Origin of the sequence: Rhodococcus sp. YH1 (assembly GCF_009939605.1) — a bacterium.
GTDB lineage: Bacteria > Actinomycetota > Actinomycetes > Mycobacteriales > Mycobacteriaceae > Rhodococcus > Rhodococcus aetherivorans.
On record NZ_WVTE01000054.1, the window covers coordinates 16,901 to 32,362 of the forward strand.

A 15,462-nucleotide genomic window follows, 5' to 3' on the forward strand; every position below is an offset into this window, starting at 1 on the left:
GGCGCCCGACGGGTCGCCTCGTCAGGCCGGTCCGCCTGCGGCCTCGCCGTTGCGCTCGGCACGACGCCCGACCTTCTCCGCCTCGGACAGATCCTCCAACCGCTCGGCGCGGGCACGCTTGTCGGCTGCCTCGCCCTGTTTGTCGGCGGCGTCCTTCAGCTGCGCCTCGGCCGGGGCGGCGGCGGCCTGCTCGGCGGCCCTGATCTGCTCCCGTTCCTTCCGCCGGGCCGATTCGACCGCCTGCGTGCGCTGTGCCGCCTCGGCGTCGGCCTGCCGTTTCGCCGCCTCGGCGCGTTGCTCGGCCTCCCGTGCGGCGGTGCGCTTGCGCTCCTCCTCACGGGCCCGGGCCTGCGCCACCTCACGCTGCCTCGCCTCGTGGGCCTCCGACTGCTGCGCCCGCGCCTGCTCGCGCTCGGCGCGCAGCGCGGCGTCGGCCTCCTGCTCCTTGCGGGCGGCCTCCTCCTCGAGGGCGCTCGCCCGGGCGAACGCGTCGGTGCGCTCGGTCATCGCGGCGCCGCGCTGCTGCACGTCGCGGGCGCCGAGCACGGTTCCCACGGTCCCGTCGAGCAGGCCGAGGCCCCGCTCGTACATCAGTCGTGGGGGTGCTTCGGGCGGGAACCGCGAGAACACCTGCTGCTCGATCATCTGCAGCGGGAATCGGAAGATCTGGTACTGAAGGCGCAACACGGCCAGGGGCACGGTGGTGATGTTCATGTCGTCTCCGCTTCGTCGGGTATGAGAGGTCAGGGCGTTTCGGCGTCGTCGCCGAGGCTCTCGGCCTTCTGCCGGGCCCGCGCGGCCTGGGCGCGCGCCTCGGCGGCCTCGTCCATCGCCTCCTGGTGTTCCTCGGTGGCATCGATCGCGTCGGCGGTGGCCTCGGCCACCCGGGCGCGCTCGGCGGCCTGCGCGCGCGCCGTCTCGACGCGGGCGTCGCGTTCGGCTTCGAGCCGCCCGGCCGCGGCCCGGTGCTGCGCCTGCTGCTCGGCGGCCAGATGCTCGCTCTGCTGCCGGCGGCGCACGTCCTGCTCCGCGGCCGCGGCCTCCTGCCGGACCGTCGCTCGTTCCTGCGCGCCCCGCTCGTGGACCGACCCGAGTTCGTCCGCAGCCTCCTCGGTCTCCGCCCGCGCGACGGCTTCGGCGGTGTTCGCCTCCTTGCGTGCGTGGGCCTCGGCCTGCTGGAGCTGGCCCTCGGCGGTGAGCGAGTCGTTGCCGGTCACCGCGCCCGCGACTTCCTTCGCCTTGCCCTTGATGGAATCCAGCAAGCCCTCGCGGGCTTCCGCGGACGTGCCCTCTTCGTCCATGACGTCCTGCTCCTCGGTGGTAGGGACTGTCTGTGCGGGGTTGTCCGCTACCCGGGGGTAACCGCAAATGGCCCGTGTCAATCACGCAGGAGGATTTTCGGAGTGCGGATCCGGGCCCGGCCGCCTGCGCTCCGGCGGACAATGAGGCGCGAGGATCCGGCTCAGGGGGAGGCGACGTCGATGACCGGGAACGACGGCTCGGCTCCGGACGGAAGGCTTCGACGGGTGCTCCCGGAGGCCGGAGCGCACGTCGGCGGCGGCCGCTACCGGCTGGTGGAGCGGCACGGCACCGTGGGCGGCCTGCAGTGCTGGCGGGGGCGCGACACGGCCATGAACCGGACCGTCGCGCTGACCCTCGTGCCTCGCCCCGCCCCGGATGCCGGCTTCTTCCCGGGGCTGTGCGTGCGGACCGCCTCGGCGGCCTTCGAGCGGGCAGGGGCCGCAGCCCGGGTCTTCGACGTGGTCGGCGACACCGACCACTGCGTGGTGGTGGCAGAGTGGACGCGGGGCCGGTCGCTGCGCGACGTCGCCGCCGACCGTCCGGACCCGGCCGCGGCCGCACGGATGACGCTTCGCCTGGCCGAGACGGTGCGCGCCGCGCACCGGCAGTCCACGGTCCTGTGCCTGGACGATCCGGTCCGCGTCCGGGTCGGCGAGTGCGGTATCGCCGTCCTCGCCTTCCCCGCGATCCTGTCCGGTGCGGACGAGACGACCGACGTCGCCGGGCTCGGCGCGGTGCTGCGCTGCCTGCTCGGCGCCGGCGAGGCGCGCCCCGGCGCACGGCCGATGCGGCAGCTCGCCGACGAGGCATTGGACGGACACGTCTGTACCGCAACCGATTTCGTCGACCGGCTGGATCGGATGCTCCCCCGTGACGACGTGCGGTTCCGGGGCGCGGAACGCACGGCCGAAGCCGTACGCCGCCAAACCCCTTCGCCGGCACCGGAACGGTTCCCGGCGCATCGGCCGCCCGCGACCCCTCCCCGGCGCATCGCGGTCGTGCCTGCCTCGGCTGCAATGGTTCTGGTGGCGTGTCTCGCCGCGGTCGGCTGGGTCGCCGGCACCGCCCTGAGTGGCCCGGGTGGCGATTCCGTGGTGACGGCACCGACGCTGCCCGCAGTCGCCGTCGTGGCGCCGACGATCGGTGCCGGGGCGGCGCCGATCAGCGCCCCCCCTCGTTCCGCTGTCCGTGCGCGCCCAGTCGCGGGACGGGACTACCGACAATGCGGTGACGGCGGACCTTGCGGCGGACGCCAACCCGAACACGGCCTGGAGCACCGACCTGTATCCCCGGCCGGTCCCGGCCGGCCGGAGCGGCGTGGGCCTGACGATCGCCTTCCCGCGGCCGGTCCGGCTCGGCGAGGTCCGGATCGACAGCCTCAGTGCCGGTTCGCGTGTCGAGATCCGAACCGCGCCCCGCGGTGGCGGCCCGCACCCCGCGGCGCAGACGATCGGCGGCGCTGTCCTCGTCTCCGGCGTGACCCGCATACCGGTGGCGGCGACGGCGGCACCGATGTCGGAGGTGCTCGTCTGGATCACGGAGCTGGCGTCGGTCGGGCCCGGCCGCTTCCGGACGTCGCTGTCCGAGGTGGGATTCAGCGGAGACGCCGGACCGTGATCGTCCGCTGGCACCTCGTCAGTCGTACGCGCGGACGTGGCGGACGACCACCCGCGGACCGTACCGTGCGCGCGCACGGGCCAGTGCCTCCGACCGCACCTGCTCCTCGGTCACTCCCGTGGGCAGGGACAGGATCAAGCTCTCCGTGCGGTGGTCCGGGTCGGCGGGATCCTCGACCAGGCACATCCAATCGAACGTTCCACCGGCGCGTCTGCGGGCCAATTCGATCCGGGCCGCCTCGACAGGCCCGCACCCCACGGCGGCATCGTGCGTCGTGCTCTGGTCCACGAGCCGCACGAGATGCTCGGTGGACCACCGGTGCACACCGCTGTTCAGCCGAACAGGATCCATCGCGTCACCGCCTCCCCGCGGCACATCCCCGGACCCTTCGCTTCGGGCGTCGAGTCCGGTGCGAGAGCTCTCCGGTGATTCTTCCACCTGTGCGGCCGGACGAGAAGGCCGGTTGCGGCGTATCCGCCGAGCGGACCGGCCGGGTGCCGGGCGTGGCGCCGGAGCACCCCGTCGGCCACGATGACTTCACACCCCGCACGTCGAATCGAAGGACGGTCCCGCAATGAGCACCCCCGAGCTGGCCCGGCACGCCTCGCGGTTGCGGGCCGATCTGCACGTGTTCGATCGACGTATCAAGGAACTGAGCGAAGAGTTCGGGCGGATCGATCGCCATTCCCACGGAGACTCCGCCGAGGCCGCGCTCCTCGAGATCCTCGACCTCCTCGCCGACGCGCGCCTGGATCTGCGCAGCGTCGACAAACATCTGGAGACGGCGGTCCGGCACGCCGAGAACCTGCACTGATCGCCGCGAGGGCACACCCGCTCCGCCGCCGGTGGCGGTTCATTCCATAATTCCATAGAATGTCGTAGTGAAGTCGGCCGCGTCTCCCGCCGGGAAGGCCCGGCGCGCGGCGACCCTGATCCCACACGTCCCCGGAGGGCGGCTCATGAACAGCCCCACGCGCCCCACCACCCCGTCCGGCGAACGGATCGGACTCGGCCTGCGCCGCAACGCCGCCCAGTTCACGCTGCTGGTGGTGGTCAACGCCCTCGTCGGCGGCATGCTCGGCCAGGAACGCACCGTGCTGCCGCTGCTCGCCGAGGAGGAATTCGGCATCCGCGCCTACACCGCCGGCCTGTCGTTCATCCTCGTCTTCGGCCTGTCGAAGGCGATCACCAACTATTTCGCGGGCACCTTCTCCGACCGGTACGGGCGCAAACCGGTGCTCGTGGCCGGCTGGCTGGTCGCAGTCCCGGTGCCGCTGCTGCTCATCTGGGCTCCGTCGTGGGGCTGGGTGATCTTCGCCAACGTGCTGCTCGGCATCAGCCAGGGACTGACCTGGTCCACCACGGTGGTGATGAAGATCGACCTCGTCGGCCCGGCCCGCCGGGGGCTCGCGATGGGACTGAACGAGGCCGCGGGGTATGCCGCCGTCGCCGCGACCGCGCTGGCCACCGGCTACCTGGCCGAGGCCTACGGTCTGCGGCCGGCGCCGTTCCTGCTCGGCATCGCCTTCGCGGCGCTCGGCCTGGGACTGTCCACCCTCGCAGTGAAGGAGACCCGCGAACACGCGCGCCTCGAAGCCGTCGGCCACGTGGCCCGCGCCGACGGACGCCACGACCACCTGCACGACAAGCTCACCGACCGGCAGGTGTTCGTCCAGACCAGCTTCAAGGAACCGGCACTGTCGTCCGCCAGCCAGGCCGGCCTGGTCAACAACCTCAACGACGGCCTCGCCTGGGGCCTGTTCCCGATCCTGTTCGCCGCGGCCGGCCTCTCGGTCGGCCGGATCGGCGTCCTCGCCGCGCTGTACCCGGCCGTGTGGGGAGTCGGCCAGCTGGTCACCGGCGCGCTGTCGGACCGGTGGGGCCGCAAGTGGATGATCGTCGCCGGCATGTGGCTGCAGGCCCTGGCCCTGGCCGTGATCGCCGTCTCGGATGCGTTCCTGCCGTGGGCGATCGCCGCGGTGGCGCTCGGCGCCGGCACCGCGCTGGTCTACCCGACCCTGCTCGCCTCGATCGGCGACGTCGCCCACCCCGCCTGGCGGGCACGGTCCGTGGGCGTGTACCGGCTCTGGCGCGACGGCGGATTCGCCGCCGGCGCCCTGCTGGCCGGTATCGTCGCCGACGCGTTCGGCGTCCACGCCGCCGTGTGGGTCGTGGCCGCGCTGACCGCCCTGTCCGGGCTGATCGTCGCGGTGCGCATGTACGAGACCCACCCCCGACCTGCCCGCGTCGCACAGGAGGACCCCGCCCATGGCTGACCGAGCCGCCAAGGATGCCCTCTTCGGGGAGTTCGCCGCCGTCGGCAAGGTGCTCGGCAACCCCGCGCGCCTGGAACTGCTCGACCTGCTCGCGCAGGGCCCGCGCAGCGTGGACGAGCTCGCCGCCGCCGCCGGGCTCGGGGTGAGCACCTGCTCGGCGCACCTGCAGACGCTGCGCGCGGCCGGGCTGGTGCAGTCCCGCCGCGACGGCAAGCGGATCTTCTACTCGCTCGCCGGGGACGACGTGGCCGTCCTGTGGGACACCCTGCGCCGCGTCGCCCAGCGGCACCGCCCGCACACCGAGCTCGCCCGTCGCGCGTATCTCGGCCCGGACGACACACCACGGCCGTCGGCACCGAGGAACTGCTGCACCGCCTCGAGACCGGCGAGGTGGTCCTGCTCGACGTGCGCCCCGAGGCCGAATACGCCGCCGGGCACCTGCCCGGCGCGCTGCACGTGCCACTCGACGAGCTGACCGAGCGGCTCGCGGACCTGCCGGCGGGCCGCGAGATCGTCGCCTACTGCCGCGGCCGGTACTGCGTGCTCGCCCACGACGCCGTCCGGCTGCTGCGCACCCACGGCGTGCCCGCCCGGCGCGCCGCCGACGGTGTGCTCGAGTGGCGACTCGCCGGCCTGCCCGTCGACTCCGACGTCGCCTGACCGCCTCCGCGACGTTCGCGTCCGGTTCAGTTCCGGGTCACGCGCCGGCCACCGAACCGGGCTTTCCGGTACCTACGGTCCGAAGGACTCGACCGGATCGATGGAGGTATCGAAACAGTGACGACGGCACCACTGAATCGCCGCGGGTTCCTCGGACGCACCGCGCTGGCCGGCCTCGGCGTGGCCCTCGCCGGCAGCGTCGAGGCGATCGTCCGCCCCGGACTTGCGTCCGCCGTGCCCGGCACGGCGATCGGCTACGGCCCGCTCGTCCCGGATCCCAACCGCATTCTCGCCCTGCCCGTGGGCTTTTCGTACACCGTGGTGTCGCGCTCCGGGGAGACGACCCTCGACGACGGCACGCCCGTCCCCAGCGATCCCGACGCCAACGGCGTGTTCGCGCACGGCAACGGTTCCACGATCGTGACCAACCACGAGATCGGCAAGGACGAGCCGTTCGGCGTGCCCGTCGTCGACGGCCTGACCTACGACCCCGGCGCCCGAGGCGGCACCACCACCGTCACGGTGGGGCCGAACGGGCAGCGCACGGGCCAGTACGTCAGCCTGGCCGGCACCGTGAACAACTGCGCCGGCGGAATCACCCCGTGGGGCACGTGGCTGACGTGCGAGGAAACCGAGGCACGCGCCGGCTCCAAGGGATTCACGCTCGACCACGGCTACGTCTTCGAGGTCGACCCCGCGAGCCAGGCAGCCAACCGCGGCAAGAGCCCGGTGCCGCTGAAGTTCCTCGGCCGGTACGCGCACGAGGCCGTCGCCGTGGACCCGGCATCGAGCGCGATCTACCTCACCGAGGACGCCGACGAGCCCAACGGCCTGTTCTTCCGGTGGACGCCGCCGCAGGGTTTCCGCGGCGGGCCGGGCGCCCTGCGTGAACTCGCCGTGCCGCCGGGCGGCGACACGGCGGGCAGCCTGCAGGCGATGAAGTGCCTCGACGGCGGCACGCACGTGCCCGACCTGTCGCAGGCCACCGAGCCGGGCGTGCGCTACGCGGTGGAGTGGGTCGACGTCCCCGACCGCGACGCCGCCACCACGCCGGTGCGCGCACAGTTCGCCGCCGACGAGGTCACCCGCAGCCGCAAGCTCGAGGGCCAGTGGTGGGGCGACGGCGGCGCCTACTTCGTCGCCAGCTACGCCCGCACCGGCGACGGCAGCGTCGCCGAGCACGACGGCCAGGTGTGGTTCTACGATCCGGCCTCACAGACGGTCACGCTGAAGACGCTGTTCGGGGTCAACCCCGACCCGTCCGTCGACACCGGCAACTACGACGGTCCCGACAACATCACCGTCTCGCCGTACGGCGGCGTGATCCTCGCCGAGGACGGCGACGGCATCAGCCACCTCATCGGCGTCACCGCCGAGGGACAGCCGTTCGCCATCGCCCGCAACGAACTCAACGACAGCGAGTTCTGCGGACCGGCGTTCAGTGCCGACGGCAAGACCCTGTTCGTCAACATCCAGTCGCCCGGGCTGGTCCTTGCCATTACCGGGCCGTGGCGTCGTCCGATCAACTGATCGCACGGCCCGCGCGGCGCCGCGGGCCGTGCGTGTCAGGCGGACCAGGACCGCCAGCGCAGATCGGCGATCCGGAGCACCGGCCCGGCCGGGCGGGCGGCCCGGTACTGCGCGTACTTGACGGCGAGCGCATCGAGACCGGCCGTGCCGACCGCGGAGCGCGGGTCGTGGACGGTGGCGGTGCCGTCGAGGCGTACCCACCACAGGTGTGTCCAGTCCTCCTCGTAGTGGTCGACGAGCACGGTGACGTGCGGGTTGCCCTCGATGTTGCGCAGGCGCCGCAGCCGGCGCGTCGTCTTCGGTTTGTCGTCGACGCAGGTGTAGAGGACGTCGCCGGCGAGCGCGAACACGATCGGGACGAGGTGCGGGCGCCCGTCGGGCCCGGCGGTGGCGAGCCGTGCGACGCGGGCGGCGGTGACGAGAGCGCGTGCGTCCACACCCCCCACGGTAGGCGCCCGCCGGCCGTTACCTTCTCGGTCCGGGGATCCGCCTGTCGGGGCCGAACCGCGAGCCCGCGAGGCCCGGCGGCGCCGGCCGCCAGTTGTACTGGTTCTGCGGCGGCGGGGATTCCAGGTCGGCCCAGGCTTCCCGCGCCCAGGACTCGGCCTCCGGTCCCGGGCCGAAATCGATGCCCAGCGACGGGTCGTGGGTGCAGATCACCCAACGGTGACCGTCGGGAGTCTCGTGGATGCGGTAGTGCCGTGCCGTCGTGGGGTCGGGGAGAGGTGCCATGGGGACCGGGTTCCCCGCGGCGCGGCGAATCATGTCGGGCGCATTCCTCAGGTGCTGCCGAGGCGCTGCGGCCGGGCCGTGTCCGCTTCCACCCGAAGCACATCGAGGACGACGTCGCCGTCGACGGTCTCCTCCTCGACGAGGATCGCGGCCAGCCGGTCCAGCGCCGTCCGATGCTGCGTCAGGAGCGCGACCGCCCGTTCCTCGGCGGCCCGCAGCAGCCGGGCGACCTCGCGGTCCACGAGCTGCTGGGTGTGTTCCGAGTAGGGCCGCACGAGGCTCCGGTCGCTGGTGTCGGCATGGAGGTAGTTGGGATCGCCGGAGCCGTACCCCACCGGGCCGAACGCTTCGGACAGCCCGAATTCCCGCACCATGCGCACGGCGATCCGGGTCGCGCCGCTCAGATCGTCGGCGGCGCCGGTCGAGCCCTCCCCGAACACGACGATCTCCGCGGCCCGCCCACCCACCCGCACGGTGAGCAGATCGTTGAGATATCCCTCGCTGTAGAGGTGGCGTTCGACCTCGGGGAGCTGCTGGGTCGATCCCAGCGCCATGCCCACGGGCAGGATCGTCACCTTCGCCACCGGGTCGGCGTGCGGGCACAGGGCCGCGAGCAGCGCGTGACCCGATTCGTGCACCGCCACCGAGGTCCGTTCCTCGGGGAGCAGGGCGTTGGCGCTCTCGCGCCGGCCGAGCAGCAGGCGGTCGCGCGCGGACGACAAGTCGTCGGCGCAGATGACGGTGCGGTCGTCGCGGACGGCGTTGATGGCGGCCTCGTTGACCAGGTTCGCCAGATCCGCACCCGAGAACCCCGGGGTGGCCCGCGCGAGCACACTCAGATCGACGTCGGGTCCGAGGTGTTTGCTCTGCAGGTGCACCGAGAGGATCGCGGCCCGTTCCGACTGGGTGGGCAGGGGGATGACCACCGTGCGGTCGAACCGGCCCGGCCGCAGCAGTGCCGGATCGAGCGCCTCCGGGCGGTTCGTTGCCGCCAGCACCACGATGCCGACGCTCTGATCGAAGCCGTCCATCTCGGCCAGCAACTGGTTGAGCGTCTGCTCCCGCTCGTCGTTTCCGGCGTAGGTCCCGACGCCGCGTTTGCTGCCGATGGCGTCGATCTCGTCGATGAAGATGATCGACGGGGGGCTCTTGCGGGCCTGCTCGAACAGGTCCCGCACGCGGGAGGCGCCGACGCCGACGAACATCTCCACGAACTCCGAGCCCGTGACGGACAGGAAGCGCACCTCTGCTTCACCCGCCACCGCGCGGGCCAGCAGCGTCTTGCCGGTGCCCGGCGGGCCGATCATCAGCACGCCGCGGGGACCCTTCGCGCCGGCGGCCGCGTACTTCTCCGGATCCCGCAGGAAGTCGACGACCTCGCTGATCTCCTGCTTGACGCCGTCGTATCCGGCGACGTCGGCGAAGCGGGTGGTCGGCCGGTTCGCCTCGATCACCCGGGCCTTCGAGCGGCCGAACGTTCCGATGCCCCCGATACCGCCGGCGCCGCCGCTGAATGCGCGCTGCGCCCGGCGGCCGAGCCACAGCAGCAGTCCCGCGAACACCACGAAGGGCAGCATGCTGAACAGAATCGCCCCCCACGGGCTGTCGTCGGTCTGTTCCGCGCTGACCCGGACCTGCTTCGCCTGCAGCTTGTTGTCGAGCCCGGCGAGGTCCAGCGCGGTGGGTAGCTGGGTGACGAATTCGGTTCCGTCGGAAAGTGTTCCGTAGACCGATCCCTTGTCGTCGATCGTCACCTGTTCCACGGTGCCCGCGTCGACCCGGTCCACGAAGTCGCTGTAGGTCAGGGTGCTCGACGTCGGGGTCTGCAGGGCCAGGGCGACCACCAGGCCGCCGAGCAGGACGGCGACCGCGACCAGCTGCCACCACAGGCCCGAGGACGGCGCCGGCGGGGGCGGCGGGTCCGGGGGAGGCCCCGATCGCGCCGACCGTGAGTGGTGAACGGAGAAGAACCTGGTCCGTGTGATCATTCGGCGCTCTCCTGCCTGACCTGTCCGCGTCGGATCCACGGTATCCGGACGCACGGAGGTCCTCACCCGTGTCAGCAGGATCGACGAGAGACTGTCGAGTGTGGCGGCGAACCTCGACGTCGGTATCGCAGGGTTCGCCGCCACGGTCCGGGGCTCAGGCCCGGACGGGGACCGGTCGGGGCGGCGGTGCCTCGGCAAGTTCACGGACGAGGTCCTCGGCGGCGGGCCAGTGGCCGTAGCCGGCGGCGGGGTTGAGGTGCCCGACCGGTCCGGCGTCGACGAGTCTGCTGCCCCAGTGCCGCGCGAGAGCGGCGGCCCGGTCGAACCCACAGAGCGGGTCGTTGCTGCTGGCGGCGACGATGCTGGGAAACCGCAGCGGTGTGCGCGGCGTGGGATACCAGCCGTTGTCGCGTAGCTGCTCGGGGGTGGGGTAGCCGGCGGGCAGCGCGACGGTGAGGTCGGGTGGGGTGGCCAACAACGCGCCCACGACGGGGTGGTCGTGGCGCTGGGCCCACGCCACGGTGATCATCACACCGGCGCTGTGCGCGACCAGCAGCACCGGGCCGGTCGTGCCGGCGACGACCTCGTCGAGGGCGGCGACGCGGGCGGCGAGACCGAACTTGTCGCGCTGCAGCGGCTCGACCGTGGTCACCTTCGGCAGCCGCGCGGCGAGCAGGGTCTGCCAGTGCTCGGCGACGTGGCCGCGCAGGCCCGGCACGATCACCACGGTCGTGGTATCGAGGGTGCTCACTTGTCGGCTCCGGTCTGCTGCGCGGGGGTGGCGGACAGGGTGGCGAGCTTGCGGACGCCGGCGGGGTAGACGCGCTTGCCGGCCAGCAGCACCGCGACCGCGCCCAGGTAGACGAGCGGCGCGAGTTGCAGAGCATTGGCGAGGCTGATCCTGTCCGCGAGGACACCGACGACGAACGGGCCCGCGGCCAGCCCGAGCAGGCTGTTGGCCAGGGTGGTGGTGCCGAACGCCGACGCCCGCACGGTGGGGTGGGTCAGGTTGGCGACCATCGCGGTGACCGCGCCGGTGGAGCCGGCGGAGAAGAACGCGCCCAGTCCGAGCAGCACCAGCTGGGCGGTGCCGACCGGCAGCCGGAACCCGACGATCAGCAGTACCCCGGCGGCGAGGCTGATCGCGATCGCGACTGTCCACTTGCGGGCCGGGTCGATGCGGGCGGCCCGGTCGGCGACGATGCCGCACACGATCATGCCGGCGCCGATGAGCAGCACGAAGACCGCGGCCATCGCGGCGGCCTTGTCCGCGGCCAGCCCGTAGGAGCGGCCGAAGAAGCTGGGCAGCCACGCCATCAGCGCGGCGGCGGTGAACATCTGCAGCCCGCCGCCGATGTAGGCGCACAGCACCGCGGGGTTGGTGAACAGGCTCGAGATCGGGGCACGTGCAACCGGGCCCGGCGCCTCGGTGTGGGTGGTGTTCGTGTCGTCGTCGATGGCGTGGCGGGCGAGCTTGCGCTCGCTGACCAGGGCCCAGAACAGCGCGACCAGGATCAGCCCGAAGATCGCCATCGAAGCGAAGGACCAGCGCCAGGACAGCTGCACGGCGATGACCCCGCCGAATGCGACGCCGATCACCGACCCGAACGAGCCGCCGGCCATGAACGCACCCGAGAGCGAGGCCCGCAGCCGCGGCGCGAACACGCTGAGCACGACCGCGATACCGACGCTGCCGTAGGCGGCCTCACCGACCCCGACCAGGAACCGGGCGCCGAGCATCTGCTCGTAGGAGCCCGCCACCGCGCACAGCAGGGTCGCCACGCTCCACAACGCGGCCATCACGACGAGGCTGCGCACCCGGCCCCACCGGTCGGCGAGCATCGACAGCGGCAGGGTGAGCAGCCCGACCATCAACGCGACCACGCTGTTCAGCGATGCGAGGTGCGAATCCGACAGCGACCATTCGGCTTTCAGGAACGGGAACACCGCACTGAGGACCTGCCGGGACATGTAGTCCGACAGCAGCAGTCCGAAGGTGAGTGCGAACACGAGCCACGGGTAGAACCGGGATCGCCCGCTGCGGCGAGACGGCGCCGACACGGTCGCGGACCGCTCCGGCGCGGTGGGGGTGAGAGAGGGCATGATCTTCCTAAACCTCGGGTGGGGTGGGGAGAAGCGCGATGGCTGGGGGTGAAGTTTGTGGTGCTGACGGCCGGTGGGAGAAAGGGTTTCGCGTGCCCGGGGGCGCGGCTCCGGGCGTGGTGTCACGCCCCGCGGGTCACGCGGATGCTGCGTCAGGCGTGCTGGGTGAAGCCGCGCTGGCCGGGGCGGCGGTTGGGCGCGAAGCCGATCTTGGCGAGGGTCTCCTCGGCGCTGGTGTAGTGCTCGTCGAGCTTGTAGATCTCGCGGGCCTCCTTGCCGGTGGCGACCTCGCGACCGAGTTCGTTCGCGATGCGGACGAGCTGTTCGACCTGCGCCACGGAGGTCATCTTCTCGCCCTTGCGGCCCCACAGGGTGTCCTCGGTGCCGCAGCGGGCGTGCAGGCCCATCGCGATGGCCATGGTGTTGACCGGCAGCACGCTGCGCATCAGGGTTTCCAGGGTGAGCACCGCCCCGTCGGGGGTGTGGCGGATGAACTCCATCATGTTGTACGGGTTGGGGCCGTCGAAGCCGCCGCCGATGCCGACCCAGGTCACCATCAGCGGGCCGGTGTAGACGCCGCGACGGATCAACCGCTCCACGGTCTCGAGCTGGGCGATGTTGGCGAGCTGGAAGTGCGGCTGGATACCGTTGGCCTGCAGCCGGCGCAGGTGCTCCTCGACCCAGCCCGGCCCGGCCGGGACGGTCATCTCGCGGTAGGCGTCGTAGACCTCGGGGCGCTCGAAGGAGGTGCCGGCGATGTCGTCGGCGGTCATCAGCTCGACGATGTTCATCTGATTGGTGTTGATCGCGATGGTGACCTGGTCGGGCTTGGGGTCGAGTTCGGCGAGCATGTGGCGGGTGTCGTCGGAGAGCCACTTCGCGTCCGCGCCCTCGCCTTCGGGTGCGAACGAGATCGAGCCGCCGACCTGCAGGATCATCTCGGGTACCGCCTCGCGCAGCCGTGCCAGCAGCTCGTTGAACTTCGAGAGCCGCTTGGAGCCCTTGCCGTCGAGTTCCCGCACGTGGATGTGCAGCACGGTCGCGCCGGCCTCGTAGCAGTCCACCGCCTTCTGCACGTGCTCGTCCATGGTCAGTGGCAGGTCCTCGGCGAAGTCGTCGATGTCCCACTCCGGGCCGTAGGGGGCGACGGTGATGACCAGCTTCTCCTGGTTCTCCGGGAACAGGGCGTCGTCGTGGAAGTGCATGGTGGTGCTCCGATCAGAGTTGTGGTGGGGTTGGTGAGGGTGAACGGGACGGGGGAGGGGTCAGAAGGTGGCGTCGCCGACGATGCCGGCGCGTTCCATCTTGCGTACTGCGGGCCAATAGTCCTGCACCGCATAGTGTTGCGTGGATCGGTTGTCCCAGATGGCGACGCTGTTGGGGGTCCAGCGCCACCGCACCTGGTATTCCGGGATCGCGGCCTGGCTGATCAGGTAGCGCAGCAGATCCCCGGCGCCGGGGGCGTAGTCGATGCCGAAGCGGACGTTGTCGGGGGTGTGGTAGTTGACGAAATGGGTGGCGAAGGCGTTGACGAACAGGATCTTCTCCCCGGTTTCCGGATGGGTGCGCACCACCGGGTGCTCGGCGTCGGGGAACCGCTCGTGCAGCGCGTGCCGGGCCTCGAGGGGCATGTTCGCACCGAAGCTGGCCTCGATGCTGTGGCGGGCGCGCAGCCCGTCGATCCGGTCCTTCACCGATTGCGGCAGCCGCGTGTAGGCCAGCGCCATGTTCACCCAGACGGTGTCGCCGCCGACCGGTGGGATCTCCACGGCGCGCAGCACCGAACCCATCGGAGGGTTCTGCCGCCACGTGGCGTCGCAGTGGTAGGCGTTCTCGTAGTGCTCCGGCGCGCTGTCGAGGTCCTTGTAGATCCGCACCAGCCCGGGATGGTCGGGGTCGCTGCCGGCCACCGGGTGATCCTCGAGCGGGCCGAACCGTTCCGCCAGCGCGACGTGCTCGGCGCGGGTGAAGTCCTGCCCGCGCAGGAACAGCACCTTGTGACGCAGCAGCAGCGCACGCAGCTCGGCGAACAGGGCGTCGTCGCGCGACACCTCGCCCAGGTCCACGTCGAACAGCTCCGCACCGATCGTGGCGGTCAACGGCTCGACCCGGAACGGGGTCACCGTCCGTGTCCGCCGGGGCATCTCGATCGTGACAGACATTGCGTTGTCTCCTAGAAGAATTGGGGTTCGGTGACGGCGTCGGGTATTCGCCGGGTTCAGAGGGTGAACACCGAGGTGCCGATGCTGGCGCCGGCCTCGAGATCGCGGTGTGCGGTCACCGCGTCGGCCAGCTCGTAGCGCTGGTTGATGTCGATGCGGATCCGGCCGGCGGCGACGTGGCCGAACACCTCGCCGGCCAGTTCGGCCCGCTCGGCCGGGTCGGCGATGTAGTCCGCCAGCGCGGGACGGGTCACGAACAGCGAGCCCTTCACCGCCAGCGACATCGCGTCGATCGGCGGGATCGGTCCGGACGCGGTGCCGAAGCACACCAGCAGGCCGCGGCGGGCCAGCGAGTCGAGCGAGGTCGCGAAGGTGGAGGCGCCGATGCTGTCGAACACCACCGGCACTCCGACCCCGTCGGTGATCTCGCGGACCCGGGCGGGGACGTTCTCGCGGGTGTAGACGATCACGTGTGCACAGCCGTTGGCGCGGGCGATCTCGGCCTTCGCGTCGCTGGACACGGTGCCGATCACGTTGATGCCCAGCAGATTCGCCCATTGAGTGACGATGGAGCCGACCCCGCCTGCGGCGGCGTGCAGCAGCACCGTGTCCCCGGCGTCCAGCGCGACGATGCGCCGCAGTAGATACGCACTGGTGAGCCCGCGCATGGTCATCGACGCCGCGGTCTCGAACGCGATCCCGCCCGGGAGCGTGATCAGGTGCTCGGCCGGCATCACCCGCTCGGTGCTGTAGGCGCCCAGCGGGCTGCCGGTGTAGGTGACGCGGTCACCCTCCCGCACGTGCGACACGCCGGTGCCGACGGCCTCGACCACACCCGCCGCCTCGACGCCCATGCCGGCGGGCAACGCGGCCGGGTAGAGCCCGGTCCGGAAGTAGGTGTCGGCGAAGTTGAGGCCGACCGCACCGTGGCGGATCCGGACCTCGCCCGGGCCGGGTTCCCCGACCTCGGCGTTCTCCCACCGCAGGACCTCCGGTCCACCGGTCTCGTAGAAACGAACGGCCTTCGCCACGGTATTCTCCTTCTCGGTCCCGGGTGCTCGCGTCGTGACGACTCGGAGATCCGAAACGTTG

The 15,462-nt window shown here is 71.7% G+C and carries 15 protein-coding genes and 1 pseudogene; 5 read left to right on the forward strand and 11 right to left on the reverse strand.

All coding sequences use genetic code 11. The features are described from left to right. Nucleotides 1-21: 21 nt before the first annotated feature. Nucleotides 22-714 carry an IF2 family translation initiation factor gene (locus tag AIIKEEIJ_RS05740; protein ID WP_161995157.1) on the reverse strand — a complete coding sequence of 231 codons (693 nt, stop codon included), beginning with the start codon at nucleotides 712-714 and terminating at the stop codon, nucleotides 22-24. Nucleotides 715-743: 29 nt separating this feature from the next. After that, nucleotides 744-1,301, reverse strand: a complete 558-nt coding sequence (locus AIIKEEIJ_RS05745; RefSeq protein ID WP_161995158.1) for a CsbD family protein — start codon at nucleotides 1,299-1,301, stop codon at nucleotides 744-746. Nucleotides 1,302-2,529: 1,228 nt separating this feature from the next. Here AIIKEEIJ_RS05745 and AIIKEEIJ_RS32870 point away from each other — a divergent pair. Beyond that, nucleotides 2,530-2,919 carry a hypothetical protein gene (locus AIIKEEIJ_RS32870; protein ID WP_238406221.1) on the forward strand — a complete coding sequence of 130 codons (390 nt, stop codon included), beginning with the start codon at nucleotides 2,530-2,532 and terminating at the stop codon, nucleotides 2,917-2,919. An 18-nt stretch (nucleotides 2,920-2,937) separates the two neighbouring features. Here the strand turns inward: AIIKEEIJ_RS32870 and AIIKEEIJ_RS05755 are convergent, their stop codons facing one another. Next, nucleotides 2,938-3,270, reverse strand: coding sequence for a hypothetical protein (locus AIIKEEIJ_RS05755; protein WP_029545834.1), 333 nt, complete (start codon nucleotides 3,268-3,270; stop codon nucleotides 2,938-2,940). A gap of 223 nt (nucleotides 3,271-3,493) precedes the next feature. On the opposite strand from AIIKEEIJ_RS05755, the gene AIIKEEIJ_RS05760 reads away from it, so the two are divergent. The 4 genes and pseudogenes from AIIKEEIJ_RS05760 (at nucleotide 3,494) to AIIKEEIJ_RS05775 (ending at nucleotide 7,385) form a co-directional block, all read left to right on the forward strand. Beyond that, nucleotides 3,494-3,733: a hypothetical protein gene (locus AIIKEEIJ_RS05760; protein WP_006939756.1), complete on the forward strand. Its 240-nt coding sequence runs from the start codon at nucleotides 3,494-3,496 to the stop codon at nucleotides 3,731-3,733. 145 nt (nucleotides 3,734-3,878) lie between these two features. Further along, a complete protein-coding gene (locus tag AIIKEEIJ_RS05765) occupies nucleotides 3,879-5,195 on the forward strand; it encodes an MFS transporter (protein ID WP_006939757.1) in 1,317 nt (438 codons plus the stop codon). Further along, nucleotides 5,188-5,855, forward strand: a pseudogene (locus tag AIIKEEIJ_RS05770) (ArsR/SmtB family transcription factor). The gene AIIKEEIJ_RS05765 and the pseudogene AIIKEEIJ_RS05770 overlap by 8 nt, the downstream one beginning before the upstream one ends. A gap of 117 nt (nucleotides 5,856-5,972) precedes the next feature. Continuing rightward, entirely contained in the window at nucleotides 5,973-7,385 is a 1,413-nt protein-coding gene (locus AIIKEEIJ_RS05775) for an alkaline phosphatase PhoX (RefSeq protein ID WP_161995159.1), read from the forward strand. A gap of 35 nt (nucleotides 7,386-7,420) precedes the next feature. Here the strand turns inward: AIIKEEIJ_RS05775 and AIIKEEIJ_RS05780 are convergent, their stop codons facing one another. The 8 genes from AIIKEEIJ_RS05780 to AIIKEEIJ_RS05815 form a co-directional block, all read right to left on the reverse strand. Further along, entirely contained in the window at nucleotides 7,421-7,822 is a 402-nt protein-coding gene (locus AIIKEEIJ_RS05780) for a TIGR03668 family PPOX class F420-dependent oxidoreductase (RefSeq protein ID WP_050035835.1), read from the reverse strand. Between the two features lie 28 nt (nucleotides 7,823-7,850). Further along, nucleotides 7,851-8,117 (reverse strand): hypothetical protein, encoded by a 267-nt coding sequence (locus AIIKEEIJ_RS05785; protein WP_029545826.1) that lies wholly within the window; start codon nucleotides 8,115-8,117, stop codon nucleotides 7,851-7,853. 47 nt (nucleotides 8,118-8,164) lie between these two features. Then, complete coding sequence (gene ftsH / locus AIIKEEIJ_RS05790; RefSeq protein ID WP_238406222.1) at nucleotides 8,165-10,105, reverse strand: ATP-dependent zinc metalloprotease FtsH; 1,941 nt, start codon at nucleotides 10,103-10,105, stop codon at nucleotides 8,165-8,167. A gap of 154 nt (nucleotides 10,106-10,259) precedes the next feature. Continuing rightward, nucleotides 10,260-10,856, reverse strand: a complete 597-nt coding sequence (locus AIIKEEIJ_RS05795) for an RBBP9/YdeN family alpha/beta hydrolase (protein ID WP_006937065.1) — start codon at nucleotides 10,854-10,856, stop codon at nucleotides 10,260-10,262. Continuing rightward, entirely contained in the window at nucleotides 10,853-12,208 is a 1,356-nt protein-coding gene (locus AIIKEEIJ_RS05800; RefSeq protein WP_161995160.1) for an MFS transporter, read from the reverse strand. The genes AIIKEEIJ_RS05795 and AIIKEEIJ_RS05800 overlap by 4 nt, the downstream gene beginning before the upstream one ends. Before the next feature lie 152 nt (nucleotides 12,209-12,360). Further along, complete coding sequence (locus tag AIIKEEIJ_RS05805; protein ID WP_161995161.1) at nucleotides 12,361-13,413, reverse strand: 3-keto-5-aminohexanoate cleavage protein; 1,053 nt, start codon at nucleotides 13,411-13,413, stop codon at nucleotides 12,361-12,363. Nucleotides 13,414-13,473: 60 nt separating this feature from the next. Next, nucleotides 13,474-14,370: a TauD/TfdA dioxygenase family protein gene (locus AIIKEEIJ_RS05810; RefSeq protein ID WP_065922123.1), complete on the reverse strand. Its 897-nt coding sequence runs from the start codon at nucleotides 14,368-14,370 to the stop codon at nucleotides 13,474-13,476. 56 nt (nucleotides 14,371-14,426) lie between these two features. Beyond that, on the reverse strand, nucleotides 14,427-15,401 hold the full coding sequence (locus AIIKEEIJ_RS05815; protein ID WP_006937059.1) for a quinone oxidoreductase family protein: 975 nt from the start codon (nucleotides 15,399-15,401) through the stop codon (nucleotides 14,427-14,429). Nucleotides 15,402-15,462: the final 61 nt, after the last annotated feature.

Excerpts from the sequence above, each read along its gene's own strand:
- AIIKEEIJ_RS05765 (WP_006939757.1), top strand. The coding sequence starts at position 3,879 with ATGAACAGCCCCACGCGCCCCACCACCCCGTCCGGCGAACGGATCGGA.
- AIIKEEIJ_RS05785 (WP_029545826.1), bottom strand. The coding sequence starts at position 8,117 with ATGGCACCTCTCCCCGACCCCACGACGGCACGGCACTACCGCATCCAC.
- AIIKEEIJ_RS05740 (WP_161995157.1), bottom strand. The coding sequence starts at position 714 with ATGAACATCACCACCGTGCCCCTGGCCGTGTTGCGCCTTCAGTACCAG.
- AIIKEEIJ_RS05805 (WP_161995161.1), bottom strand. The coding sequence starts at position 13,413 with ATGCACTTCCACGACGACGCCCTGTTCCCGGAGAACCAGGAGAAGCTG.
- AIIKEEIJ_RS05745 (WP_161995158.1), bottom strand. The coding sequence starts at position 1,301 with ATGGACGAAGAGGGCACGTCCGCGGAAGCCCGCGAGGGCTTGCTGGAT.
- AIIKEEIJ_RS05760 (WP_006939756.1), top strand. The coding sequence starts at position 3,494 with ATGAGCACCCCCGAGCTGGCCCGGCACGCCTCGCGGTTGCGGGCCGAT.
- AIIKEEIJ_RS05800 (WP_161995160.1), bottom strand. The coding sequence starts at position 12,208 with ATGCCCTCTCTCACCCCCACCGCGCCGGAGCGGTCCGCGACCGTGTCG.
- ftsH (WP_238406222.1), bottom strand. The coding sequence starts at position 10,105 with ATGATCACACGGACCAGGTTCTTCTCCGTTCACCACTCACGGTCGGCG.
- AIIKEEIJ_RS05810 (WP_065922123.1), bottom strand. The coding sequence starts at position 14,370 with ATGTCTGTCACGATCGAGATGCCCCGGCGGACACGGACGGTGACCCCG.
- AIIKEEIJ_RS05755 (WP_029545834.1), bottom strand. The coding sequence starts at position 3,270 with ATGGATCCTGTTCGGCTGAACAGCGGTGTGCACCGGTGGTCCACCGAG.